Here is a 22254-nt window from a genome sequence, read left to right as displayed (position 1 = left end):
AGCAGCCGAAATGCCACGTAGCCTTAAGAAGGGTCCCTTCGTGGACGAGCACCTTCAGAAGAAGGTCGACGTCCAGAACGAGAAGGGCACCAAGAACGTCATCAAGACGTGGTCGCGGCGCTCCATGATCGTTCCCGACATGCTCGGGCACACGATCGCCGTGCACGACGGCCGTAAGCACGTCCCGGTGTTCGTCACCGAGTCGATGATCGGTCACAAGCTCGGAGAGTTCGCCCCCACGCGGACGTTCCGGAGCCACGTCAAGGAAGACCGGCGCAGCCGGCGATAGACGCCTTCAGAAGCACTTAGAGGAGTAAGCGATGGAAGCCAGGGCTCAGGCGCGGTTCGTCCGTGTCACGCCCCTCAAGGCCCGCCGCGTGGTGGACCTTATTCGCGGGCTGCCCGCTTCGGAGGCGCAGGCCGTTCTGCAGTTCGCTCCCCAGTCGGCGAGCGAGCCGATCTACAAGGTGCTCAGCAGCGCCATGGCGAACGCTGAGCACAACTTCGATCTCGACCCCAGCACGCTCTTCGTGAGCCGCGCCTGGGTTGACGAGGGCCCGACGCTGAAGCGGTTCCGTCCGCGTGCACAGGGTCGCGCCTATCGGATCAACAAGCGGACGAGCCACATCACCGTGATCGTGGAGTCCCGCGAGCCGAAGGGAAGGACCCGATAGTGGGCCAGAAGGTTAACCCGCACGGGTTCCGCCTCGGCATCACGACCGACTTCAAGAGCCGGTGGTACGCCGACAAGCTGTACAAGTCGTACGTCGCCGAGGACGTGGCGATCCGTCGCATGCTGCAGAAGGGCATGGAGCGGGCCGGCATCTCCAAGGTCGAGATCGAGCGCACGACCGACCGCGTCCAGGTCGACATCCACACCGCCCGGCCGGGCATCGTCATCGGCCGTCGCGGGGCGGAGGCCGACCGCATCCGCGGTGACCTGGAGAAGCTGACCAAGAAGCAGGTCCAGCTCAACATCCTCGAGGTGAAGAACCCCGAGATCGACGCGCAGCTCGTCGCGCAGGGCGTGGCCGAGCAGCTCTCCAGCCGTGTCTCGTTCCGCCGTGCCATGCGCAAGGCGATGCAGTCGGCCATGAAGTCCGGCGCCAAGGGCATCCGTGTCCAGTGCTCCGGTCGTCTGGGCGGCGCCGAGATGTCGCGGTCGGAGTTCTACCGTGAGGGCCGGGTGCCGCTGCACACGCTCCGCGCGGACATCGACTACGGCTTCTACGAGGCCCGTACCACCTTCGGCCGCATCGGCGTGAAGGTGTGGATCTACAAGGGCGAGGCCGCGACGAGCCGCGCCGAGCGCGAGGCGGCGGCTGCCGGCGCCCGTGCCGGCCAGCGTCGCGAGCGTGACGACCGTCGTGGCGGCGGCGGCGACCGTCCGCGTCGTGGTGGTGGCGCCGGTGGCGCCCGCCGCGGTGGCGGTCGTGGCGGCGAGCGCGGCGACCGCGCCCCCAGGACTGAGGCGGCCTCCCAGGCTGCCCCCGAGACCGGCCCGGCTGCTCAGCCGGGTGCTGAAGGGAGCTGACCATGCTGATCCCTCGCAGGGTCAAGCACCGCAAGCAGCACCGGCCCGACCGCAGCGGAGCCGCCAAGGGCGGCACCAGGGTCGTCTTCGGCGAGTACGGCATTCAGGCGCTTGAGCACTCCTACGTGACCAACCGCCAGATCGAGTCCGCTCGTATCGCGATGACCCGTCACATCCGTCGTGGCGGCAAGGTGTGGATCAACATCTACCCCGACCGTCCCCTCACCAAGAAGCCTGCCGAGACCCGCATGGGTTCCGGTAAGGGTTCGCCGGAGTGGTGGATCGCCAACGTCAAGCCCGGACGCGTGATGTTCGAGCTGTCCGGCGTGGCCGAGCCGATCGCCCGCGAGGCGCTTCAGCGCGCGATCCACAAGCTCCCGATGAAGTGCAAGATCGTTAAGCGTGAAGTGGGTGAGGCGTGATGGCTAAGGGCCTGACCGCCGGCGAGCTGCGGGTGGAGGACCAGGACACCCTGGTCCAGAAGCTCAAGGAAGCCAAGGAGGAGCTGTTCAACCTCCGCTTCCAGTCAGCGACCGGTCAGTTGGAGAGCCACGGGCGGCTGCGTGCCGTCCGCCGCGAGATCGCCCGTATCTACACCGTGATGCGCGAGCGCGAGCTGGGCATCGTCACGGTCGAGAAGGAGTCGAGCGATGGCTGAGACCGAGACCACCGAGACCACCGAGTCGACGGGGCGTAACTTCCGCAAGGTCCGTGAGGGCCTGGTCGTCAGCGACAAGATGGACAAGACCGTCGTCGTCGCCGTCGAGGACCGCGTGAAGCACCGCCTCTACGGCAAGGTCATCCGCCGGACGACCAAGTACAAGGCACACGACGAGTCCAACGCCTGTGGCGTGGGCGACCGCGTGCTTCTGATGGAGACCCGCCCCCTCTCCGCCACCAAGCGGTGGAGGGTCGTGGAGATCCTCGAGAAGGCCAAGTAGGCCCTCTCGGATATACCGCGCCTCGTGGGGGCCTCAGGGCCCCCATGACGGTGTCCAAGGACGCGGGAGCCTCGCTCCCGCGTCGCCTGCGGTGCGGCCCCCTACGGGGGCTGTGGCCGGAGGAACAAGACAACGATGGGTTCCGCCAGGCTCAGCGATGAGAACCGGCGCGACTAACAGGAGTACAACGTGATCCAGCAGGAGTCGCGGCTCAAGGTCGCCGACAACACGGGTGCCAAGGAGATTCTCTGCATCCGTGTTCTCGGTGGCTCGGGCCGACGCTACGCCGGTATCGGCGACGTCATCGTCGCCACTGTCAAGGACGCGCTGCCGGGCAGCACGGGCGTCAAGAAGGGCGACGTGGTCAAGGCCGTCGTCGTCCGCACGGTCAAGGAGCGCCGCCGGCCCGACGGCTCCTACATCCGCTTCGACGAGAACGCCGCCGTCATCATCAAGGACAGCGGTGACCCTCGTGGCACTCGTATCTTCGGCCCGGTCGGCCGCGAGCTGCGCGACAAGAAGTTCATGCGCATCATCTCGCTCGCACCGGAGGTGCTGTAATGCCGAAGCTGCATGTGAAGAAGGGTGACCTGGTCCAGGTCATCGCCGGCAAGAACAAGGGTGCCAAGGGTCATGTGATCGCGACCTTCCCGCGCGAGGACCGCGTGGTGGTCGAGGGCGTCAACATGATCAAGAAGCACGGCAAGGAGACCAACCAGGGTCCGCGTGGCGCCAAGACCGGCGGCGTGCAGACCATGGAGGGGCCCATCCACGTGAGCAACGTGAAGAAGCTCAAGGAAGACAAGGCCGCCGAAAAGCCCGCCGACAAGAAGGCTGACAAGGCCGACGAGACGGGTGAGGACAGCTGATGACTGCCACGACCACCGAGACCGAGCGCCCGACGCCGCGCCTCAAGACGAAGTACCGCGAGGAGATCGCGGCTCAGCTTCGCGAGCAGTTCGGCATCGAGAACGTCATGCAGATCCCCGGCCTGGTGAAGATCAAGGTCAACATGGGTGTCGGCGAGGCGGCCCGCGACTCGAAGCTGATCGAGGGCGCCGTTCGCGACCTCACCGTGATCACCGGCCAGAAGCCGGCCGTCGTCCGGGCGCGCAAGTCCATCGCGCAGTTCAAGCTGCGTGAGGGCATGCCGATCGGCGCGCACGTCACGCTTCGCGGTGACCGCATGTGGGAGTTCCTCGACAGGCTGCTGTCGCTGGCGCTGCCCCGCATCCGTGACTTCCGGGGCCTGTCGCCGAAGCAGTTCGACGGCAACGGCAACTACACCTTCGGTCTGACCGAGCAGGTCATGTTCCACGAGGTCGACCAGGACAAGGTCGACCGGCCGCGGGGCATGGACATCACGATCGTGACCACCGCGAAGAACGACGACCAGGGCCGGGCGCTGCTCAAGCTCCTCGGCTTCCCCTTCAAGGAGGCCTGATCCAATGGCGAAGAAGTCGCTGATCGCCAAGGCGGGGCGCAAGCAGAAGTTCGAGGTCCGGGCCTACACCCGTTGCTCGCGCTGCGGTCGTCCGCGCGCCGTCTACAGGAAGTTCGGCCTGTGCCGCGTGTGCTTCCGTGAGATGGCGCACCGGGGCGAGCTGCCTGGCATCACCAAGTCCAGCTGGTAGTTACCCTTGGGGGCGGCACTGGTCGCCCCCGGGGCGGCTTCCGGCCGTACATATCCGTAAATGTCAAAATCAGGGGGCTCTCGTAGAGAGCACCCACGACCGCGCCGAAGGTCCACCGGCAGAGCAGTGCGCAGCACTGAAGCTTCGCCGACTGGAAACCGCGGCGAGGAAGGCCATTGGCCATGACGATGACCGACCCGATCGCAGACATGCTCACGCGTCTGCGTAATGCGAACTCGGCGTACCACGACAGCGTGTCGATGCCGTACTCGAAGATCAAGGCGCACATCGCCGAGATCCTCCAGCAGGAGGGTTACATCCAGGCTTGGACCGTCGAAGACGCCAAGGTTGGCAAGAACCTCGTGGTGGAGCTCAAGTTCGGGCCTACTCGTGAGCGTTCGCTCTCTGGACTGCGCCGGGTGTCCAAGCCCGGTCTGCGGGTCTATGCGAAGAAGGACAATCTGCCTCGAGTCCTGGGCGGGCTGGGCGTCGCGATCATCTCGACGTCCGCCGGTCTCATGACCGACAAGCAGGCCGGCAAGCGTGGCGTGGGCGGGGAAGTCCTCGCCTACGTCTGGTAGAGGGGAGGAACACAGCATGTCGAGAATCGGACGGCTGCCCATCCCTGTGCCCAGTGGCGTAGACATCACGATCACCGGCCAGGATGTCCAGGTCAAGGGCCCGAAGGGCACGCTTTCTCACACGGTCGCCGAGCCCATCGCGGTGGGCCGCGACGAGGACGGCGCCATCGCCGTCACCCGTCCCAACGACGAGAACAAGGTCCGTGCGCTGCACGGCCTCTCGCGGACGCTGATCGCCAACATGGTGCAGGGCGTCACGCAGGGCTACTCCAAGACCCTGGAGATCGTCGGCGTCGGTTACCGCGTCCAGGCCAAGGGCCCGGCGCAGCTGGAGTTCTCGCTGGGCTTCAGCCACCCGGTCATCGTCGACGCCCCCGAGGGCGTCACCTTCCGCGTCGAGAAGCCGACCCTGTTCCACGTGGACGGCATCGACAAGCAGAAGGTCGGCGAGGTCGCCGCCAACATCCGCAAGCTGCGCAAGCCCGACCCGTACAAGGGCAAGGGCGTGCGCTACCAGGGCGAACAGATCCGCCGCAAGGTCGGAAAGGCTGGTAAGTAGGCATGGCTCCGAAGACTGCGTTCGGCAAGCACACGGCTGCCCGCACCGTCTCGCGGGCCCGCCGTCACCGCCGCGTCCGCAAGAACGTCGTCGGTACGGCCGCGCGTCCGCGCCTGGTCGTCAACCGTTCGACGCGTCACCTGTTCGTGCAGATCGTGGACGACACCGTCGGCCACACCCTGGTGAGCGCGTCCACCATGGACGCCTCGCTGCGCACGCTGGAAGCGGACAAGACGGAGAAGGCCAAGAAGGTCGGCGAGCTCCTCGCTCAGCGGGCCAAGGAAGCCGGGATCACGGCGGTCGTCTTCGACCGCGGTGGCAACCGCTACGCCGGGCGCATCGCCGCTCTGGCGGACAGCGCCCGCGAAGGTGGGCTCGAGTTCTGATATGGCAACTGAGATGAGGAACCACTGATGGCTGCAGCTCCGCGTCGCGGTGGCGGCACCGGTGGCGAGCGGCGGGACCGTCGTGACGATCGCCGCGGTGGCGCCGCTGACAAGGGCGTCTCGTACATCGAGCGCGTAGTGAAGATCAACCGAGTGGCCAAGGTCGTGAAGGGTGGTCGTCGCTTCAGCTTCACCGCCCTCGTCGTCGTCGGCGACGGCAACGGCCTGGTCGGCGTCGGCTATGGCAAGGCCAAGGAAGTCCCCGCGGCCATCGCCAAGGGCGTCGAAGAGGCGAAGAAGCACTTCTTCAAGGTGCCTCGCATCCAGGGCACGATCCCGCACACGGTGCAGGGCGAGGAGGCGGCCGGCGTCGTCTTCCTGCGTCCGGCCTCGGCCGGTACCGGCGTCATCGCCGGTGGCCCGGTCCGCGCGGTCCTGGAGTGCGCGGGCATCCACGACGTGCTGTCCAAGTCGCTCGGCTCGGACAACCCGATCAACATCGTGCACGCCACCGTGGCGGCTCTGAAGGGCCTTTCGCGCCCCGAGGAGATCGCCGCCCGCCGTGGCCTGCCGATCGAGGACGTGGCCCCGGCCCGGATGCTGAAGGCTCAGCGCGAGGGTCTCGCCGAGGCGGCGGCCGCGAAGGCGGTGAGCTAGTCATGGCACGCCTGAAGATCACTCAGGTTCGCTCGAAGATCGGTGGCAAGCAGAACCAGCGTGACTCGCTGCGCTCGCTTGGCCTGAAGCGAATCGGCGACGTCGTCGTCAAGGAGGACCGGCCCGAGATTCGCGGCATGGTCTCCGTGGTGACGCACCTCGTCGTGGTGGAAGAGGTCGACTAGTCATGACTGACAAGGCTCCGCTCAAGATTCACGACCTGCGTCCTGCTCCTGGCGCCAACAAGTCGAAGGTCCGCAAGGGCCGCGGCGAGGCGTCCAAGGGCAAGACCGCCGGTCGCGGCACCAAGGGCAGCCACGCCCGTACGACGGTTCCCCTCGGTTTCGAGGGTGGCCAGGTGCCGCTGCAGAGGCGTCTGCCGAAGCTCAAGGGCTTCTCCAACGCCATGTTCAAGACGACCTACCAGGTCGTCAACCTGGACCGGCTCGGCGAGCTGTTCCCCGAGGGTGGCGACGTCACCGTCGAGGCGCTGGTGGCCCGGGGCGCTGTCCGCAAGAACCAGCCGGTCAAGGTGCTGGGCACCGGTGAGATCTCGGTCGCGGTGAACGTGACGGCGCATGCCTTCTCGTCCACGGCGAAGGAGAAGATCGCCGCTGCCGGCGGCTCCGTTACCGAGCTGTAAGTGCATTTACGACGCGTGGGGGTTCTGACAATGGGCCCCCACGCGCGTAGTGCGTTAGAGTTCGCGAGACGGCAGGATACTGTCCTGCTGGATGTTGACCTGAGACTTCAGATGGCAGATCCCCGCACCATCGCATACTCACATCGCCTCATAGGCGCGCAGGAGGGACCGTGCTGACCGCGTTTACCCGGGCGTTCCGGACGCCGGACCTGCGCAAGAAGTTGCTCTTCACGCTGGGCATCATCGCGCTTTTCCGACTCGGCTCGGTTCTTCCGACTCCGGGCGTTCACGTCCAGAATCTGGCGGCCTGTTTTGAATCGGCCCGTGAGGGCGCCGCCGGCCAAATCTATGGAATGGTCCAGCTGTTCAGCGGTGGCGCGCTGCTCAAGCTGTCGATCTTCGCACTGGGCATCATGCCCTACATCACCGCGAGCATCATCCTGCAGCTGCTCGTCGTGGTCATCCCGCGTCTCGAGGCGCTGAAGAAGGAAGGCCAGTCGGGCCAGACCAAGATCACGCAGTATACGCGTTATCTGACCGTCGGTCTCGGTGTTCTGCAGTCGACGGCGTTCATCGCCCTCGCCCGCTCGGGCCAGCTGTTCCCCAACTGCCAGCAGGACGTGCTGCTCGACCCGGACAACGTCTTCCAGATCGTCACGATGGTCGTCATCATGACCGCGGGCACCTCCGTGATCATGTGGCTGGGCGAGCTCATCACCGACCGTGGTGTGGGCAACGGCATGTCCATCCTGATCTTCACTTCGGTCGTGTCCATCTTCCCGTCCGAGATGGCCAACATCTTCCAGGCGAACAAGTTCACCTTCGCGGTCGTCATGGTGGTCGGCATCTTCCTGATCGCCGCCGTGGTCTTCGTCGAGCAGGCGCAGCGCCGCATCCCGGTCCAGTACGCCAAGCGCATGGTGGGCCGGCGGATGTACGGCGGCACCTCGACCTACATCCCGCTGAAGGTCAACCAGGCCGGCATCATCCCGGTCATCTTCGCCTCCTCGCTCCTCTACCTGCCGCAGCTGATCACTTCGCTCTTCGCCAACGCGGAGAACCCGAACCCGGTCGTGCAGTGGATCTCCCAGAACCTCGCCACCGGCGACACGCCGATCTACATGGCGACGTTCTTCCTCTTGATCGTCTTCTTCACGTACTTCTACGTGTCCATCACTTTCAACCCCACTGAAGTGGCTGACAACATGAAGAAGTACGGTGGGTTCATTCCGGGCATCCGCCCGGGCCGGCCGACGGCTGAATACCTGAACTTCGTGCTCACCCGTCTGACCGCGCCCGGCGCGCTCTATCTGGGTCTGATCTCCATGGTCCCGATCGTCGCGCTGGCGGTGGCCGGTGCGAGCCAGAACTTCCCGTTCGGAGGGACGAGCATTCTGATCATGGTTGGTGTCGGCCTGGACACGGTCAAGCAGATCGAGAGCCAGCTGCAGCAGCGTAACTACGAAGGTTTCCTGCGGTAGTGCGTCTCGTTCTGGTCGGGCCCCCTGGAGCGGGTAAAGGGACGCAGGCCCAGTACATCGCATCGAACCTGTCAATCCCGAAGATCTCGACAGGTGACATTTTCCGTGCCAACGTCTCAGGCGGCACGGACCTCGGCAAGCTGGCCAAGACATACATGGACCGCGGCGACCTGGTGCCCGACGAGGTCACCATCGCCATGGTCCGCGACCGCCTCTCGGAGGACGACGCGCAGGACGGTTTCCTGCTCGACGGCTTCCCGCGCAACGTGCCGCAGGCGGAGATCCTCAAGAAGATGCTCGCCGACTGGGGTCAGGCGCTCGACCTGGTGCTGGAGCTCGTCGTCGACGACGACGAGGTGGTCCGGCGGCTGGCCGGCCGGCGCACCTGCAGCCAGTGCGGCCGCATCTGGCACGTGGAGTTCGACGACAAGCAGGACGACCGCTGTGACGCCTGCGACGGCGCGCTGTTCCAGCGCGACGACGACAAAGAAGAGACCGTCAGGCACCGCCTGGAGGTCTACGGAGAGCAGACGGCTCCGCTGATCTCCTACTACGCGGACGAGGGCATCCTCGTCGGGGTCGACGCTACCGGCCCGGTCGAAGAGGTCACTCAGAGGGCCATGGAGGCCATCAGGCCCTTCATGGGGTGAGGGTGACGACCTACTGCGGAGGTGGCACGGGTTTCCGTGCCACCTCGCGGCTATTGTGGGGGGAATTGGGCTCCCACGTTTGCCCGTTGAAGTCCCTGGGGGTGCCGTAAACGTGTTCAAGAGAAACAAGCATGGGATTCAGATCAAGTCGCCCGAGCAGCTGGAGAAGATGCGGGCGGCCGGTCTGGTCGTCGGGCGCACGCTGGAGCTGCTGAAGCAGTCGGTGCAGCCGGGGATGACGCCGCTCGACCTCGACGTCATCGCCGAAAAGGCGATCCGGGACGAGGGCGCGATCCCGTCGTTCAAGGGCTACCAGGGCTTTCCGGCGACGATCTGCGCGTCGGTCAACCACGAGGTGGTGCACGGCATTCCGACGGACGCCCGCAAGCTGCGCGAGGGCGACGTCATCTCGATCGACTGCGGGGCCATCCTCGACGGCTGGCACGGCGACTCGGCCGTGACCGTGCCGGTGGGCGAGGTCGACCCGAAGCTCACCGAGCTCATGCGCATCACCGAAGAGGCGATGTGGGCCGGCATCAGGGCCCTGACCCCCGGACGCCACCTGTCCGACATCGGGTACGAGGTCGAGCGCTACGTCAAGTCGCAGGGCCGGTTCGGCATCCCGCCGGAGTACGGCGGCCACGGCATCGGCACCGAGATGCACATGGACCCGTGGATCGCCAACCACGGCAAGCCGGGCCGGGGTCCGGTGCTGGAGGTGGGCATGTGCCTGGCCGTCGAGCCCATGGTCAACCTCGGCACCGAGCGCACCCGCGTGCTGGCCGACGACTGGACCGTGGTGACCGTCGACGGAAAGGCGTCCGCTCACTTCGAACACAGCGTCGCCGTGACACATAATGGACCTTGGGTGCTGACCGCCCTTGATGGGGGCAAAGAGCGCTTGGCACAGCCGTAGACGAGCCGGGAGTGGTGGGAATGGCGCAGAGTCCCGAGATGCGTGCCTCCGACGTCGACCGCGACCGGGTGGCGGCAGTACTGCGCGAGCACACCGCCCAGGGCCGCATCACGATGGAAGAGTTCAACGAGCGGCTCGAACAGCTCTACCAGAGCAAGACGTACGGCGACCTGGCCAAGCTGACCGCCGACCTGCCGGACGTCGACCTGCGCAACCGGCCCGCCAAGGTGACGCCGGAGCCGCTGGCCAAGCGACGGATGCACCCCGGCATGGTGGCCGCCTGGAGCGCCTGGGCCGGCGCCAGCGCGGTCAACTGGGTCATCTGGCTGATCATCAGCATCACGGCGGGCGACTTCATCTATCCGTGGCCGCTGTGGGTCATGGGCCCGTGGGGCGCGATCCTGCTGGTCAGCACGGTCTTCGGGAACCCGCCGCCGAAGCGGTGACGACGGGCTTGTGTGCACAAGTGCCGTCTGCGCATTCGTCCACAGAACGTCGGGGCGCGCATTCCTAACGTGAGCGGTGTCCAGAACACCACCCACGGAGGAAATCATGCGCAAGATTTTCGCGGCCACCGCCATCGCCGGCTCCCTCGCCGCCACCGGCCTCGTCCTCGCCCCGGCCGCCACCGCCCAGGCGTCGTCCGCCGCCAGCGTCCAGGCCGCCTCATCGGCCGGAGCCTGGGGCAAGTACTACTCCAGCAACAAGAAGGCCTACACCTTCGGCAAGACGTGGAAGGCCGGCGGCAAGGTCTTCACGAAGTGGTACGGCAAGGAGTTCACCGCCAAGCGGGGCTACGTCTGGTTCCGGTACGAGTACAAGAACGGGCGCACCGGCAAGCACTTCTACGGCTGGAACGGGTCCCAGGTCCACACCTGGGGCAAGGGGAACATCAAGAAGCTCTGGACGTACACCTGCTGGGGCGGCGCGGCCAAGTACTGCGGTGCGGCCCACCGCATCTACTGAGCCGCCAGAAGGGCCGCTGAGGCCCGGGGAGAGGCGTTCAGGCCCGCCGGCGTCCTGTCGGCGGGCCTCCGGCATGCGTCAGGGCGAGATATCGGGTACAGTGACACGTGGTTGTGTCAGGGCACCTGGCACGCGTTTCGCGTTTGAGCAACAGGTGTCGTACACTCCTTAGTCGGCTCACTATGACTATCACGCGTCGGCGGCCTTTGCCGGTCGCCGCTCTCTTCGAAGCGTGAGGTCGCGGCTGCTTAGTGAACCGGAGCCTCAGACGACCGATCAGTGAAACGCGAGGGACTTTTGGCCAAGAAAGACGGCGCCATCGAGATCGAGGGCACTGTGGTTGAGTCGCTCCCGAACGCCATGTTCCGGGTGCAGCTCGACAACGGCCATAAGGTCCTGGCCCACATCAGCGGACGGATGCGGATGCACTACATCCGGATCCTGCCCGACGACCGGGTAGTCGTCGAACTGAGCCCCTACGACCTGAGTCGTGGGCGGATCGTCTACCGATACAAATAAGACGTCTGAGGAACACGAAGGACAATGAAGGTAAAGCCGAGCGTCAAGAAGATCTGTGACAAGTGCAAGGTGATCCGCCGGCACGGTCGCGTCATGGTGATCTGCGACAACCTGCGCCACAAGCAGCGCCAGGGTTAGTCGCCGCAAGGCTTCTCCGAGTCCGCCCCGTCAGGGAGCGGGCTCGACGCATGAGGAGCCTGAGACAGTAATCGCGCGTCACACCTGAGCAGGCGACGCCGCCGATCCGTCGGCGCCCGTCGAACCGTTCAGGAGACCCCCGGTCGGAGGCCGGGGCCCTCACCCCGGGCATGGGGAGGGGAAGTGGGGCGCAAGACCTCCGCCACAGAGAAGGAGAATGCCCGACCATGGCTCGCCTGGTTGGCGTCGACCTCCCCCGCGAAAAGCGGCTGGAGATCGCTCTCACCTACATTTACGGCATCGGCCGCACCCGGGCCCAGGAGATCCTCCAGGCCACCGGTGTCAGCGGCGATCTGCGCGTGCACCAGCTCTCCGACGCCGAGCTCGTCCCGATGCGTGACTACATCGAGGCGAACTTCAAGATCGAGGGTGACCTGCGCCGTGAGGTCCAGGCCGACATCCGTCGCAAGATCGAAATCGGTTGCTACCAGGGCATCCGCCACCGCAAGGGTCTTCCCGTCCACGGCCAGCGCACGCAGACCAACGCGCGCACCCGTAAGGGCAAGAAGAAGACCGTCGCCGGTAAGAAGAAGCCCGGTAAGAAGTAGTCCTCGCAGCCGCGGGACCGAAGACCTCAGGAGTTAAGGCAAACAATGCCTCCTAAGAGCCGCCAGGGTGCGCCGAAGAAGGTGCGCCGCAAGGAAAAGAAGAACGTCGCTCACGGGCACGCCCACATCAAGAGCACGTTCAACAACACGATCGTCTCGATCACCGACCCCAACGGGAACGTGATCTCCTGGGCCAGCGCCGGCCACGTGGGTTTCAAGGGCTCCCGTAAGTCCACCCCGTTCGCCGCGCAGATGGCCGCGGAGAACGCCGCGCGCCGCGCCATGGAGCACGGCATGCGCAAGGTCGACGTCTTCGTCAAGGGTCCGGGCTCCGGCCGTGAGACCGCGATCCGCTCCCTCCAGGCCACCGGCCTCGAAGTGGGCTCGATCCAGGACGTCACCCCGGTTCCGCACAACGGCTGCCGTCCGCCGAAGCGCCGCCGCGTCTGATTCCCAGGAGATATTGAGAAATGGCTCGTTACACGGGCGCGGACTGCAAGCTCTGCCGTCGCGAGAAGACCAAGCTCTTCCTCAAGGGCAGCAAGTGCGAGTCCGCCAAGTGCCCCATCGAGATCCGTCCTTACCCGCCGGGTGAGCACGGCCGCGGACGCCCCAAGGAGTCCGAGTACCAGCTTCAGCTTCGCGAGAAGCAGAAGACCCGTCGCATCTACGGCGTCCTCGAGAAGCAGTTCCACAACTACTACGAGGAAGCCACGCGCAAGGCGGGCAAGACCGGTGAGGCGCTGCTCCAGATCCTGGAGAGCCGTCTCGACAACGTCGTCTACCGCGCCGGGTTCGCCCAGTCGCGTGACGCCGCCCGCCAGCAGGTCCGTCACGGTCACATCACCGTGAACGGCAAGAAGGTGGACATCCCGTCGTACCGCGTGCGCGAGCACGACATCGTCGAGGTCCGCGAGACCAAGCGCAACCTCATGCCCTACGAGGTCGCCCGGGCGACCGCGGGCGAGCGCACGGTTCCCGCGTGGCTCGGCGTCGTGCCCGAGAAGCTCCGCGTCCTGGTGCACCAGCTGCCGGTTCGCCAGCAGATCGACACCCAGGTCCAGGAGCAGCTCATCGTCGAGTACTACTCCAAGTAGTCACTCGTCCGTTTGGTTCGAGTACGGATTCCGTACTCGAACTAAACTGTTTGTCGGGGTGGCGTCATATAGCGGGCGCCACACGAAACAGGGGAGAACCCACACATGCTGATCGCTCAGCGTCCGACTCTTCTCGAAGAGTCGATCGACGAGACCCGGTCCCGGTTCGTCATCGAGCCGCTGGAGCCCGGCTTCGGCTACACCATCGGCAACTCGCTGCGTCGCACGCTGCTGTCGTCCATCCCGGGCGCCGCCGTGACGAGCATCCGCATCGAGGGCGTGCTGCACGAGTTCTCGACCGTTCCCGGGGTCAAGGAAGACGTCACCGACATCATCCTCAACCTCAAGGAGCTGGTCGTCTCCTCCGAGCACGACGAGCCCGTCGTGATGTACCTGCGCAAGCAGGGCCCGGGTGAGGTCACCGCCGCCGACATCGCGCCTCCGGCCGGTGTCGAGGTGCACAACCCCGAGCTGCGCATCGCCACGCTCAACGGCAAGGCCAAGCTGGAGATGGAGCTGACCGTCGAGCGCGGTCGCGGCTACGTCTCCGCCGCCCAGAACAAGCAGCCGGGCCAGGAGATCGGTCGCATCCCGATCGACTCCATCTACTCCCCGGTGCTCAAGGTCACCTACAAGGTCGAGGCGACCCGAGTCGAGCAGCGCACCGACTTCGACCGTCTGATCCTGGACGTCGAGACCAAGCCGGCCATGAAGCCCCGCGACGCGGTGGCCTCCGCCGGTAAGACCCTGGTCGAGCTGTTCGGCCTGGCCCGCGAGCTCAACGTCGAGGCCGAGGGCATCGACATCGGCCCGTCGCCGACCGACGCCGCCCTGGCGGCCGACCTGGCGCTGCCGATCGAGGAGCTCAACCTCACGGTCCGCTCCTACAACTGCCTCAAGCGCGAGGGCATCCACACCGTGGGCGAACTCGTCGCGCGCAGCGAGCAGGACCTGCTCGACATCCGCAACTTCGGCGCCAAGTCGATCGAAGAGGTCAAGCAGAAGCTGCACGAGATGTCGCTGGCGCTCAAGGACTCCCCGCCCGGGTTCGACCCGACCGCGGTGGCCGGCGGCGGCTACGACGACGACGACAGCGCGTACGTCGAGACCGAGCAGTACTGATATTTCCCGATAGCGCGGACCCGTCCCGGGTCTGGCGGCCCGACCCCGGTACCTGGTACGGCCGGGGCGGGTGAACACACAAGGAGAGAGCAATGCCCAAGCCCACCAAGGGCGCGCGTCTTGGCGGCAGCCCGGCGCACGAGCGGCTGATCCTGGCCAACCTTGCCACGGACCTGTTCCGCCACGGCAAGATCCGCACCACCGTCGCCAAGGCCAAGCGCCTTCGCCCGGTCGCGGAGCGCCTGATCACCAAGGCGAAGAAGGGCGACATCCACAACCGTCGCCAGGTGCTCACCGTCGTCAAGGACAAGGGCGTCGTTCACCACCTCTTCACCGAGATCGCGCCGACGTTCGCCGAGCGTCCCGGCGGCTACACCCGCATCACCAAGGTCGGTGCGCGTAAGGGCGACAACGCCCCAATGGCTGTCATCGAGCTGGTGACCGAGCCGCTGAACGGTGTCACCGTCTCCCGTCCGGCCGCGCCGGCCGCCGCCGAGGCGCCCGCCGCCCCGGCTGAGGAGAAGACCGAGGACAAGACCGAGGAGACCGCCCCGGCCGCGCAGGCCGAGGAGACCGAGGCTCCTGCCGAGGAGGCCCCGGCCGCCGAGGCGAAGAAGGACGAGGCCTGATCCATCAGGCTGCCGGGCCCGGACCCCTTCGTGGGGGCCGGGCCCTTTTCGCTTACCGGGAGGAAGATCGTGGTACGGCTCCGGCTCGACCTCGGCTATGACGGGGGCGGCTTTTCCGGGTGGGCCCGCCAGCCCGGGCTCCGTACGGTCCAGGGGGAGATCGAGCGGGCGCTGGGGCGGATCCTGCGGCTGCCCGAGCCGCCCGACCTGACCGTGGCCGGCCGCACGGACGCGGGCGTGCACGCCCGGGGGCAGGTGGCGCACGTCGACGTGTCGGACGAGGCGCTGGCGGAGCTTGACGGCAACAGCTCGGCGCCGCTCGGCGTGGACGAGAGGCTCGCTGCGCTGGTGCGGAGGTTCGGGGGAGTACTGGACCCCGATGTACGGATATTTCGTGTCTGCGTGGCTCCTGAGGGCTTTGACGCCCGGTTCTCCGCCGTCTCCCGGCGCTACGCGTACCGGATCAGCGACGCCGTCGGCGGCGTGGACCCGCTGCTGCGGCACGCGGTCGTCTGGCACAACCGGCCCCTCGACCTCGACGCGCTCAACGCCGCCGCCGCCCGGCTCCTTGGCGAGCACGACTTCGCCGCCTTCTGCAAGAAGCGCGAAGGCGCCACCACGATCCGAGAACTCCAGCGGCTCGACTGGATCCGCGAGGACAACGGCGTGCTCGTCGCCACCGTCGTCGCCGACGCGTTCTGCCACTCGATGGTGCGGGCGCTCGTCGGCTCGCTGCTGGCCGTCGGCGACGGACGGCGGCCGGTGCCGTGGCCAGGCGAGGTGCTCGCCCAGGCCGTACGCGACTCCGGCGTCCACGTGGCGCCCGCGCGCGGCCTCTGCCTCGAAGAGGTGACCTACCCGCCCGCGGCCGAACTCGCCGCGCGAGCCGCCGCCACCCGGCGCGTCCGCATGCTGCCGGGAGTCAGTTCTGGTTGATCCGCCGCTCCAGAACCTCCGCCGTCTCGTCCCGGAACGCGCTGCTGACCTTGATGAGCGTCTTCTCCTTGGCCTCCGGCGTGTGCCCGTCGGCGTGGGTGGCGTAACTGAAGACGATGTAGCGGCCCCACACCAGGCCCGCCGCGTAGCCGCCCGCGATGTGCACCCGGTCGCCGCCCGAGCCCGCCGCGCCGGGCAGCGCGCGGAACCAGACATTACGGCTCAGGTTCTTCGCCCGGTCGGCCTTGAGCGCCGCGTCCTTGCTGGGCAGCACCGCGATGCCGGTCGTCACCGCGTAGCGGCGCTTGGAGTCGACGTACGTGGCGCGTAGCACGCGGCTGCACTTGTGTTCGCGCAACGCCTCCGCGAACGGGCCCGCCGCCGCCTCGTCACACTTGGCCGCCAGGTCGGACTTCACCCGGGTGAACGAGGCGCCCGCGGCCGAGACCTTCTTCTCCGGGAACGCCTCCGCCAGCGACAGCTTCTTCGGGTCGGTGATCTCCGAGTTGAGGATCGACGCGCCGGCCGGCTCCTGAGGCGTGCTCGCGGGCGGGGCCGACGTCGGCGTCGGCGGCTGGACCGACGGCTGCGAGGCCGCCTCCGGCGTGGGCGAGCGCACCGACCTGACGGCGAAGAACCCGCCCGTCGCCACCCCGGCCAGCACCAGCACCCCCAGCGTCGCGAACAGCGCCCGCTTGCTCTTGCCCGGCTGCTTGACCGGCGGCATCGGCGCGAACGGCGGCTGCCTGAAAGCCTCCGGAGCCAGCGCCGGCAGGCTGTTGCCCGGGCCCTGGTGACGGTTGCCCCACACCTCGGGGCTGAACGGCAGCTCGGGGCCCTTGGCCGCCGGGTCCTCGTTCGGTGGCCAGACGGGCACGTCGCCGGGCTCGGGCTGGCGCTGGGTGCTCGGGTCGAACAGCGGGGCCGGCGGCTGCTTGACCCCCGGCATCGGCACCGGCACCCCACCGGCCTTCCGGCCAGCGGGGGGAGGAGCGGTGTCCCCGGTGGTGAACGGCGGGGGAGCGACCTGCCCGCGTCCGTTCTGGTCGTGCCCGGTCTGGTCGTGCGTGCCCTGGTCGGGTGCAGGCTGGGGGGAGGCGGCGGCGGGGAGAGCCGGTTCGGTGGGCTGACCGGCGGCAGGCTGAACGGGCCCGGTGGGCTGGCCGTGGGTCGGCGGCTGACCGTGGGCGTCGGGGTGACCGGACGTGACGGCCTCCCCGCGACCGTCCGGCTGACCGTGCGGGGCCGGAGCGTGCGTGGGCTTACCGTGCGGGGCCGGGGCGTGCGGGGCCGGGGCGTGCGGGGCCTGACCGTGGGGGGCCTGACCGTGCGGGGCCGGAGCGTGGGCGGTGGGTTGCCCTGGGGCACCCGGGTGGGCAGGCCCGTTGGGGTGGTCCGGGGCGGTGGCCGGGTGCTCGGCGGTGGGCTGGGGGGCGGGCGCTGCAGGTGGCTGGTGGGCTCCGGTGGCAGGCTCGGGCGCGGGGTGGGCGCGGTCGTCCGGGTGGTGCTGGGCCGAGCCGGTCGGCTCGGCGGCGTACCCGGAGGGCTGCTGTGCCTGGCCGGGGGCGGTCGGGTGGGGGACGTCGTCGGCCTCGGCCTCCAGCTCGCCGGTGGCGGCGGGCCAGGGCGGCATGGCGACCGGATCGGCGACCGGAGCGGGCCACACCTGCATGCCCGCTGCGGCGGCGGTGAACGCGGGCGGCGGCTCCCACTGCGGTCCGCCCGGCGCCGCCGGATCGGCGGTCCACCCCTGAGCGGCGGCCGCCTCGGCGGTCCATCCCTGGGCGGCGGCCGCCTCGGCGTTCTCCGGGTCGGCGAACCAGTCGTACGGCGCGGCGTCGCCGTCGTTCACCTCCCACGGCTGGGCGCCGGGGAACGCGGGCAGCGCCGACATCCCGCCGCCCTGCCCGTCCGCAGGGGGATGCCACTGCCCGGCAGTGCCGGGGGCCTCGTCGGCCGCCCGCCTGTGGGGGTCATCCTCGTACGTGTGCCCGGCCTGCGGGTAGCCGTACGTGGGTCCCGGGTGCGGTTCGTTCTCGTACGCGGGTCCCGGTGGGGGTGGGCTCGGCTGGTTGCCGTACGTGGGGCCTGATGGGGGCTGGTTCTCGTACGTGGGGCCCGGTTGCTGGGATTGTGCCTGGTCGGGGTTGTGCCACTGGTTGACGGGCTGGGCGGGGGGCCAGGCGGTGCCGGGGCGGGTGGCGCCGTCGTCCTGGGGGGTGGCCCAGGGAGCGGCGGGGGTGGCCTCGGTCGTCGGGGGCCAGGGCATGGGGGAGGGCGCGTCGCCCTGGGCGGGCCAGGGGCGCGTGGGCGGGGCTTCGGCGTGTGGGGGTTCGCCGTGTGGGGGTTCGGCGTGGGACGGCCATGGCGGGGTGGGCGGGGCGTCGCCGGCCGGGGTCGGCCACGGGGGCGGGACCTGGGGCTGGGGCGGCGTCCAGGGAACGGCGGCGTGCGGGGGGAGGCCGGCGGGCGGCCAGGCCATGGCGGGGCGGGTGTCGCCCTCCACCGGCGGGGTGTCGGCGACGGAGAGCCACGCCTCGGCCGGGGGCGTGTCGCCGGGCGCCGGCCAGCCTTCCCGGGCGGGCGGCTCGCCTTCGACCGACAGCCAGCCCTCCGCCTCCTCGGCGGTCGGCTCAGGGTAGACGGCCGGTGGCTGCTGCTCACCGCCGTGCTCGCCCGACCCCGCGTACGGGCTCGCCGCCTGCTCGCCGGACCCCGGGGCCGTCCCCGCATATGGGGACGCCGGGGGCTCGCCCGAGCCCGGGCCGTGGTCCGGGGGTGGGGGTGCGTAGGGGGCGGCGCGGTGGCCGCTTGGCGGTTCGCCCGGCGGCGGTTGATGGCCGAAGCTAGGCGGTGGCGTCGATGGTGCGGTCGCGGAGTCGGCTTCGCCACGCTCGTGCTCAGACCCGGGTCCCTGGCCACGCATAAGGGCGAGCCTAGCGAGAGTCGCTAGATCGTTCCCTAGGTATGAGCGTTCCCGGTCGGATCGATCGTCCTGTTTGCGGGGTTAACCGACCGGATGGCCGATATCAGGTTGCGCGCATCCCGGTCAGCGCCCGCCTGTCGAGGGCCTGGAAGACCGTTTGCTTGGTGATGTCCTCGGCCGCCTGGAAGAGCTGCTTCGACAGCTTCTTGTCGGGCTTGACGCCGTCCTTGCTCTGGAACCACACCAGCACCGCGTAGTGGCCATGCGCCCAGACCTTGGCGCCGCCGCTGCCCGAGCCGAGGAACTTGGTGATCTCGTCCTTGCCGGCGAGCGGCTTGACGTAGTCGGCGGTGCCGCCGGCCTTGGCCACCTTGGCGGCGCTCTTGTAGGTGTTGAGGTTGGCGACGCCGACGGTGCCGATCACCTTGCCGGACTTGTCGCGGAAGCTGGCCCGCATCATCTGGGTGCACTTGCCGCTCTTGAGTGCCTTGGCCATCTTGTCGCCGAGCACGCCGTCGGCGCACTTCTTGTCCTTGCTGGTGACCGTCATCTGGTAGGCGCGGCCGGAGACCGTGAACTTCTTGGCCCGGAAGAGTTCCTTGACCGTGAGCGGATCGGGGTCCGTACTGCGGCTGGCGGCGTAGCCGAACTCGCCGGGCGGGGGCGACGGGAGCGGGGCGGAGGTGCGCTGCTCGGAGTTGGCGGCGGTGGTGGCCGGGTCGTCGGCGTTGAACATGATCGCCAGGCCGCCGCCGAACAGGCCGAGCACGGCGACGCCGGCGACGACCGCCCAGAGCGGGCCGCGCGAGCGGTTCTCCTCGTCGTAGGGGCTCCAGGTCTGCCGGGGGCGCTTGCCTTCGGAGCGGTTGGAGCCGGACCTGCGGCCGCGCTTGGGCTCGTCCAGAGGCGCGTCGGCGTCGGGGTCCCCGTCCGGGGAGGGGGCGCCGTCCAGATTGAAAGCACCGCCGGGGTTGGGGCCGCCGCCACCCGGATTGAAAGCGCCACCCGAGTTGGGGCCGCCGCCGGGGTTGGGGCCGCCGCCCGGGTTGGGGGCGCCGCTGGAGTAAGGGGGGCCGCCCAGACCGCCGAGGCCGCCCTGGTTGGGGGCGCCGCCGGGGGGCGGAGGGCCGGCCGGGGTGAAGGCGCCGGCGAAGGAACCGGGGTCGGCGTCGGCCTTGCGGTCCCTGCGGGAGCGGCGGGGGGTGCTGTCCGTGCCGGATTCACGTTCGTCGGGAAAACCCATGCGGAGACATTACCGTGCGAAGGTCACGAGCGTCCGAAGTCCTGGGTCCACCAGATGCCCTCGGGGCTGGAGACCACGCCGACGCCGATGGCCTTGAAGTCGCAACTGAGGATGTTGCGCCGGTGGTCGGGGCTGTCGAGCCAGCCGCTCACGGCCTCCTCGGCGGAGGAGTAGCCGCGGCCGATGTTCTCGGCGGCGCCCGCGGGGTAGCCGGCGCGCTCCATGCGGTCCCAGGGCGAGGACCCGTCGGGCGATTCATGGGTGAACTGGCCGGAGCGGGCCATCTCGTACGAGTGCTCCCGGGCGGCCCTGGTCAGCCGGGCGTCGGCGCGCAGCGGGCCGCAGCCCTGCCTGGCGCGGGCGGTGTTGGTGAGGCGGACGACCTCGGAGGCCATGCCCGGCACGCTCTGTACGGGCTCGCTGTCGCGCAGGACCTGGACCGGCTCGTCGGCGGTGTAGCCGGGCACCTGGTCGGTGGGGCTGGGCGTGGGCCTGACCTGCCGGTGGCGGGCGCGGGGCGCGGCGGCGGTGGTGGTCTGGCGGGGCACGGCCTCGGCCATCGGCTGGGCGGCCCGCTTCTGCGCCGGGGCGGCGGCCTTGGGGGTGGCGGCCGGGGTGGCCTCGTTGAGGTAGATGTGGCCGGTCGGCACGGGATCGCCCGACATGCGGCCGAGCAGCACTCCGGTGAACAGCGCGGCCATGAGGCAGGCCAGCAGACCCAGATGGTTCCGGCGCCGTGCGCTCCGCTGGGTGTGCCGGGTGTGAGAACTCTGCCACATACCGCCACCAACGATAGGGATGTCTCGTCCTGGTGAAGAAGGGATCTCAGGGAACTGAAATAGAACCGTTCTGTGATCAGGTAGACTCGACCAGGGTTACCGGTCTTTTGACCTGCCGCCGTTCGGGCGGGTAACCTAATCGTTCGTTGTGTGCATAGGTCCAGCGTGACCAATGCGCGGCGCGTCCGGCGTCATCTCCCATCTGTGCGGAGACGGAAGGTCCGGGCCGTCGTGTGCCCGCACCGACCGACCCCAAGCGCTGCCGCATCCGGCAGCGCGCCGAAGACGCGAGCATAAAGAAGGCTACGACCGTGCGCACGTACTCACCGAAGCCCGCCGACGTCCAGCGTCAGTGGTACGTCATCGACGCGACCGATGTCGTGCTGGGCCGGCTGGCCAGCCACGTCGCGACCCTGCTCCGCGGCAAGCACAAGCCGATCTTCGCCAACCACGTCGACACCGGTGACTTCGTCATCGTCATCAACGCGGACAAGATCGCGCTCAGCGGCAACAAGCGTGAGCAGAAGAAGGCCTACCGCCACTCGGGTTACCCGGGCGGTCTGCGTTCCGTCAGCTATGGCGAGCTCATGGACAAGCGCCCGGACAAGGCCGTGGAGAAGGCCGTGAAGGGCATGCTGCCGAAGAACTCCCTCGGCCGGAAGATGGCCAAGAAGCTGAAGGTCTACGCGGGTTCCGAGCACCCGCACCAGGCCCAGCAGCCGGTGCCGTTCGAGATCACCCAGATCGCCCAGTAGTAGTTCGCGAAAGAGTTAGAGGAGAACCGTGGCTGAGCCCACCGGTGTCGAGACGGCCGTCGAGACGGCCGAGGTCGAGGACTACTCCGGCGAGGAGTTCCCGTCCGAGTACACCACCGAATCCACCGCCAGCGCTGACGCTCCCGTGCGCAAGCCCGTCACCACGGGCAACTCGTACGGCACCGGCCGCCGTAAGGAGGCGATCGCCCGCGTGCGCATCGTCCCCGGCACCGGCAAGTGGACGATCAACGGTCGTTCGCTGGACGTCTACTTCCCGAACAAGGTCCACCAGCAGATCGTCAACGAGCCCTTCGTGGTGCTCGGCGCCGAAGAGGCGTTCGACGTCATCGCGCGCATCGACGGCGGCGGCGTGACCGGTCAGGCCGGCGCGCTGCGCATGGGTCTGTCCCGCGCCCTGGCGATCCTGGACGTCGAGGTCAACCGCCCGCCGCTGAAGAAGGCCGGCTTCCTCACCCGTGACGCCCGCGCCACGGAGCGGAAGAAGTACGGCCTCAAGAAGGCCCGCAAGGCTCCGCAGTACAGCAAGCGCTAAG

The 22254-nt window shown here is 68.4% G+C and carries 34 protein-coding genes; 31 read left to right on the top strand and 3 right to left on the bottom strand.

Features of this window, described 5'->3' with window-relative positions; genetic code table 11:
* Positions 1–10 precede the first annotated feature (10 nt).
* From rpsS to truA, 29 genes are all read left to right on the top strand, one after another.
* Positions 11–289, top strand: a complete 279-nt coding sequence (rpsS, locus tag ACBI99_RS13570) for a 30S ribosomal protein S19 (RefSeq protein WP_049572698.1) — start codon at positions 11–13, stop codon at positions 287–289.
* Positions 290–320: 31 nt separating this feature from the next.
* A complete protein-coding gene (rplV, locus tag ACBI99_RS13565; protein WP_049572697.1) occupies positions 321–674 on the top strand; it encodes a 50S ribosomal protein L22 in 354 nt (117 codons plus the stop codon).
* A complete protein-coding gene (gene rpsC, locus ACBI99_RS13560; protein WP_219500416.1) occupies positions 674–1534 on the top strand; it encodes a 30S ribosomal protein S3 in 861 nt (286 codons plus the stop codon). Before rplV ends, rpsC begins: the two co-directional genes overlap by 1 nt.
* 2 nt (positions 1535–1536) lie before the next feature.
* Positions 1537–1956 (top strand): 50S ribosomal protein L16, encoded by a 420-nt coding sequence (rplP, locus tag ACBI99_RS13555; protein ID WP_219500418.1) that lies wholly within the window; start codon positions 1537–1539, stop codon positions 1954–1956.
* Positions 1956–2192 (top strand): 50S ribosomal protein L29, encoded by a 237-nt coding sequence (gene rpmC, locus ACBI99_RS13550; protein ID WP_049572733.1) that lies wholly within the window; start codon positions 1956–1958, stop codon positions 2190–2192. Before rplP ends, rpmC begins: the two co-directional genes overlap by 1 nt.
* Positions 2185–2475, top strand: coding sequence for a 30S ribosomal protein S17 (gene rpsQ / locus ACBI99_RS13545; RefSeq protein WP_219500420.1), 291 nt, complete (start codon positions 2185–2187; stop codon positions 2473–2475). The genes rpmC and rpsQ overlap by 8 nt, the downstream gene beginning before the upstream one ends.
* Positions 2476–2664: 189 nt before the next feature.
* The gene (rplN, locus tag ACBI99_RS13540) at positions 2665–3036 is read left to right on the top strand and encodes a 50S ribosomal protein L14 (protein ID WP_043623452.1); all 372 of its coding nucleotides are present in this window, start codon (positions 2665–2667) and stop codon (positions 3034–3036) included.
* Positions 3037–3044: 8 nt separating this feature from the next.
* Complete coding sequence (gene rplX / locus ACBI99_RS13535) at positions 3045–3344, top strand: 50S ribosomal protein L24 (RefSeq protein ID WP_246644019.1); 300 nt, start codon at positions 3045–3047, stop codon at positions 3342–3344.
* Positions 3344–3919 (top strand): 50S ribosomal protein L5, encoded by a 576-nt coding sequence (rplE, locus tag ACBI99_RS13530; RefSeq protein WP_101783550.1) that lies wholly within the window; start codon positions 3344–3346, stop codon positions 3917–3919. Before rplX ends, rplE begins: the two co-directional genes overlap by 1 nt.
* A gap of 4 nt (positions 3920–3923) precedes the next feature.
* The gene (locus ACBI99_RS13525) at positions 3924–4109 is read left to right on the top strand and encodes a type Z 30S ribosomal protein S14 (RefSeq protein WP_020542298.1); all 186 of its coding nucleotides are present in this window, start codon (positions 3924–3926) and stop codon (positions 4107–4109) included.
* A 182-nt stretch (positions 4110–4291) separates the two neighbouring features.
* Complete coding sequence (gene rpsH, locus ACBI99_RS13520; protein ID WP_049572677.1) at positions 4292–4690, top strand: 30S ribosomal protein S8; 399 nt, start codon at positions 4292–4294, stop codon at positions 4688–4690.
* A gap of 16 nt (positions 4691–4706) precedes the next feature.
* A complete protein-coding gene (gene rplF, locus ACBI99_RS13515; RefSeq protein WP_219500424.1) occupies positions 4707–5249 on the top strand; it encodes a 50S ribosomal protein L6 in 543 nt (180 codons plus the stop codon).
* A 2-nt stretch (positions 5250–5251) separates the two neighbouring features.
* Positions 5252–5635, top strand: coding sequence for a 50S ribosomal protein L18 (gene rplR, locus ACBI99_RS13510; RefSeq protein ID WP_219500426.1), 384 nt, complete (start codon positions 5252–5254; stop codon positions 5633–5635).
* A 27-nt stretch (positions 5636–5662) separates the two neighbouring features.
* Complete coding sequence (rpsE, locus tag ACBI99_RS13505) at positions 5663–6292, top strand: 30S ribosomal protein S5 (protein ID WP_091090115.1); 630 nt, start codon at positions 5663–5665, stop codon at positions 6290–6292.
* A gap of 2 nt (positions 6293–6294) precedes the next feature.
* On the top strand, positions 6295–6477 hold the full coding sequence (rpmD, locus tag ACBI99_RS13500) for a 50S ribosomal protein L30 (RefSeq protein WP_049572666.1): 183 nt from the start codon (positions 6295–6297) through the stop codon (positions 6475–6477).
* A 2-nt stretch (positions 6478–6479) separates the two neighbouring features.
* Positions 6480–6935 (top strand): 50S ribosomal protein L15, encoded by a 456-nt coding sequence (gene rplO / locus ACBI99_RS13495; protein ID WP_357591403.1) that lies wholly within the window; start codon positions 6480–6482, stop codon positions 6933–6935.
* 170 nt (positions 6936–7105) lie between these two features.
* Entirely contained in the window at positions 7106–8416 is a 1311-nt protein-coding gene (gene secY / locus ACBI99_RS13490; protein ID WP_219500430.1) for a preprotein translocase subunit SecY, read from the top strand.
* Complete coding sequence (locus ACBI99_RS13485; RefSeq protein WP_219500431.1) at positions 8416–9066, top strand: adenylate kinase; 651 nt, start codon at positions 8416–8418, stop codon at positions 9064–9066. The genes secY and ACBI99_RS13485 overlap by 1 nt, the downstream gene beginning before the upstream one ends.
* A 112-nt stretch (positions 9067–9178) precedes the next feature.
* Positions 9179–9982 carry a type I methionyl aminopeptidase gene (gene map / locus ACBI99_RS13480; protein WP_219500433.1) on the top strand — a complete coding sequence of 268 codons (804 nt, stop codon included), beginning with the start codon at positions 9179–9181 and terminating at the stop codon, positions 9980–9982.
* Positions 9983–10020: 38 nt separating this feature from the next.
* Complete coding sequence (locus tag ACBI99_RS13475; RefSeq protein WP_246643995.1) at positions 10021–10428, top strand: DUF1707 domain-containing protein; 408 nt, start codon at positions 10021–10023, stop codon at positions 10426–10428.
* Positions 10429–10534: 106 nt separating this feature from the next.
* Positions 10535–10948, top strand: a complete 414-nt coding sequence (locus ACBI99_RS13470; RefSeq protein ID WP_219500437.1) for a hypothetical protein — start codon at positions 10535–10537, stop codon at positions 10946–10948.
* A 297-nt stretch (positions 10949–11245) separates the two neighbouring features.
* Entirely contained in the window at positions 11246–11467 is a 222-nt protein-coding gene (gene infA, locus ACBI99_RS13465; RefSeq protein ID WP_012887858.1) for a translation initiation factor IF-1, read from the top strand.
* A gap of 24 nt (positions 11468–11491) precedes the next feature.
* Positions 11492–11605 carry a 50S ribosomal protein L36 gene (rpmJ, locus tag ACBI99_RS13460; RefSeq protein ID WP_003956441.1) on the top strand — a complete coding sequence of 38 codons (114 nt, stop codon included), beginning with the start codon at positions 11492–11494 and terminating at the stop codon, positions 11603–11605.
* A gap of 227 nt (positions 11606–11832) precedes the next feature.
* Positions 11833–12213 carry a 30S ribosomal protein S13 gene (gene rpsM / locus ACBI99_RS13455; protein ID WP_049576926.1) on the top strand — a complete coding sequence of 127 codons (381 nt, stop codon included), beginning with the start codon at positions 11833–11835 and terminating at the stop codon, positions 12211–12213.
* Positions 12214–12258: 45 nt separating this feature from the next.
* Positions 12259–12663, top strand: a complete 405-nt coding sequence (gene rpsK / locus ACBI99_RS13450) for a 30S ribosomal protein S11 (RefSeq protein WP_020542285.1) — start codon at positions 12259–12261, stop codon at positions 12661–12663.
* A gap of 20 nt (positions 12664–12683) precedes the next feature.
* Complete coding sequence (gene rpsD, locus ACBI99_RS13445; protein ID WP_219500441.1) at positions 12684–13310, top strand: 30S ribosomal protein S4; 627 nt, start codon at positions 12684–12686, stop codon at positions 13308–13310.
* Positions 13311–13415: 105 nt separating this feature from the next.
* The gene (locus tag ACBI99_RS13440; protein ID WP_219500443.1) at positions 13416–14432 is read left to right on the top strand and encodes a DNA-directed RNA polymerase subunit alpha; all 1017 of its coding nucleotides are present in this window, start codon (positions 13416–13418) and stop codon (positions 14430–14432) included.
* 92 nt (positions 14433–14524) lie between these two features.
* Positions 14525–15061 carry a 50S ribosomal protein L17 gene (gene rplQ, locus ACBI99_RS13435; RefSeq protein WP_219500445.1) on the top strand — a complete coding sequence of 179 codons (537 nt, stop codon included), beginning with the start codon at positions 14525–14527 and terminating at the stop codon, positions 15059–15061.
* A 69-nt stretch (positions 15062–15130) separates the two neighbouring features.
* The gene (gene truA, locus ACBI99_RS13430) at positions 15131–15997 is read left to right on the top strand and encodes a tRNA pseudouridine(38-40) synthase TruA (RefSeq protein WP_375072401.1); all 867 of its coding nucleotides are present in this window, start codon (positions 15131–15133) and stop codon (positions 15995–15997) included.
* Here the strand turns inward: truA and ACBI99_RS13425 are convergent.
* The 3 genes from ACBI99_RS13425 to ACBI99_RS13415 all read right to left on the bottom strand — a co-directional run bounded on the left by ACBI99_RS13425 (position 15984) and on the right by ACBI99_RS13415 (position 20945).
* Positions 15984–18923 carry a hypothetical protein gene (locus ACBI99_RS13425; RefSeq protein WP_375072400.1) on the bottom strand — a complete coding sequence of 980 codons (2940 nt, stop codon included), beginning with the start codon at positions 18921–18923 and terminating at the stop codon, positions 15984–15986. The two genes, truA and ACBI99_RS13425, sit on opposite strands and share 14 nt — an antisense overlap.
* A gap of 103 nt (positions 18924–19026) precedes the next feature.
* Positions 19027–20166, bottom strand: coding sequence for a hypothetical protein (locus ACBI99_RS13420; RefSeq protein ID WP_375072399.1), 1140 nt, complete (start codon positions 20164–20166; stop codon positions 19027–19029).
* Between the two features lie 23 nt (positions 20167–20189).
* A complete protein-coding gene (locus ACBI99_RS13415; protein ID WP_357591395.1) occupies positions 20190–20945 on the bottom strand; it encodes a CAP domain-containing protein in 756 nt (251 codons plus the stop codon).
* A gap of 311 nt (positions 20946–21256) precedes the next feature.
* Between ACBI99_RS13415 and rplM the strand changes: the two genes are divergently transcribed.
* Both rplM and rpsI read left to right on the top strand, forming a co-directional pair.
* Positions 21257–21700, top strand: a complete 444-nt coding sequence (rplM, locus tag ACBI99_RS13410; RefSeq protein WP_106236123.1) for a 50S ribosomal protein L13 — start codon at positions 21257–21259, stop codon at positions 21698–21700.
* Between the two features lie 28 nt (positions 21701–21728).
* Positions 21729–22253 (top strand): 30S ribosomal protein S9, encoded by a 525-nt coding sequence (gene rpsI, locus ACBI99_RS13405; protein ID WP_219500457.1) that lies wholly within the window; start codon positions 21729–21731, stop codon positions 22251–22253.
* Position 22254 lies beyond the last annotated feature (1 nt).

Origin of the sequence: Nonomuraea sp. ATR24, assembly GCF_041950485.1 — a bacterium.
Taxonomy (GTDB): Bacteria; Actinomycetota; Actinomycetes; order Streptosporangiales; family Streptosporangiaceae; genus Nonomuraea; species Nonomuraea ceibae.
This window is presented reverse-complemented; position numbering and strand designations above follow the sequence as displayed.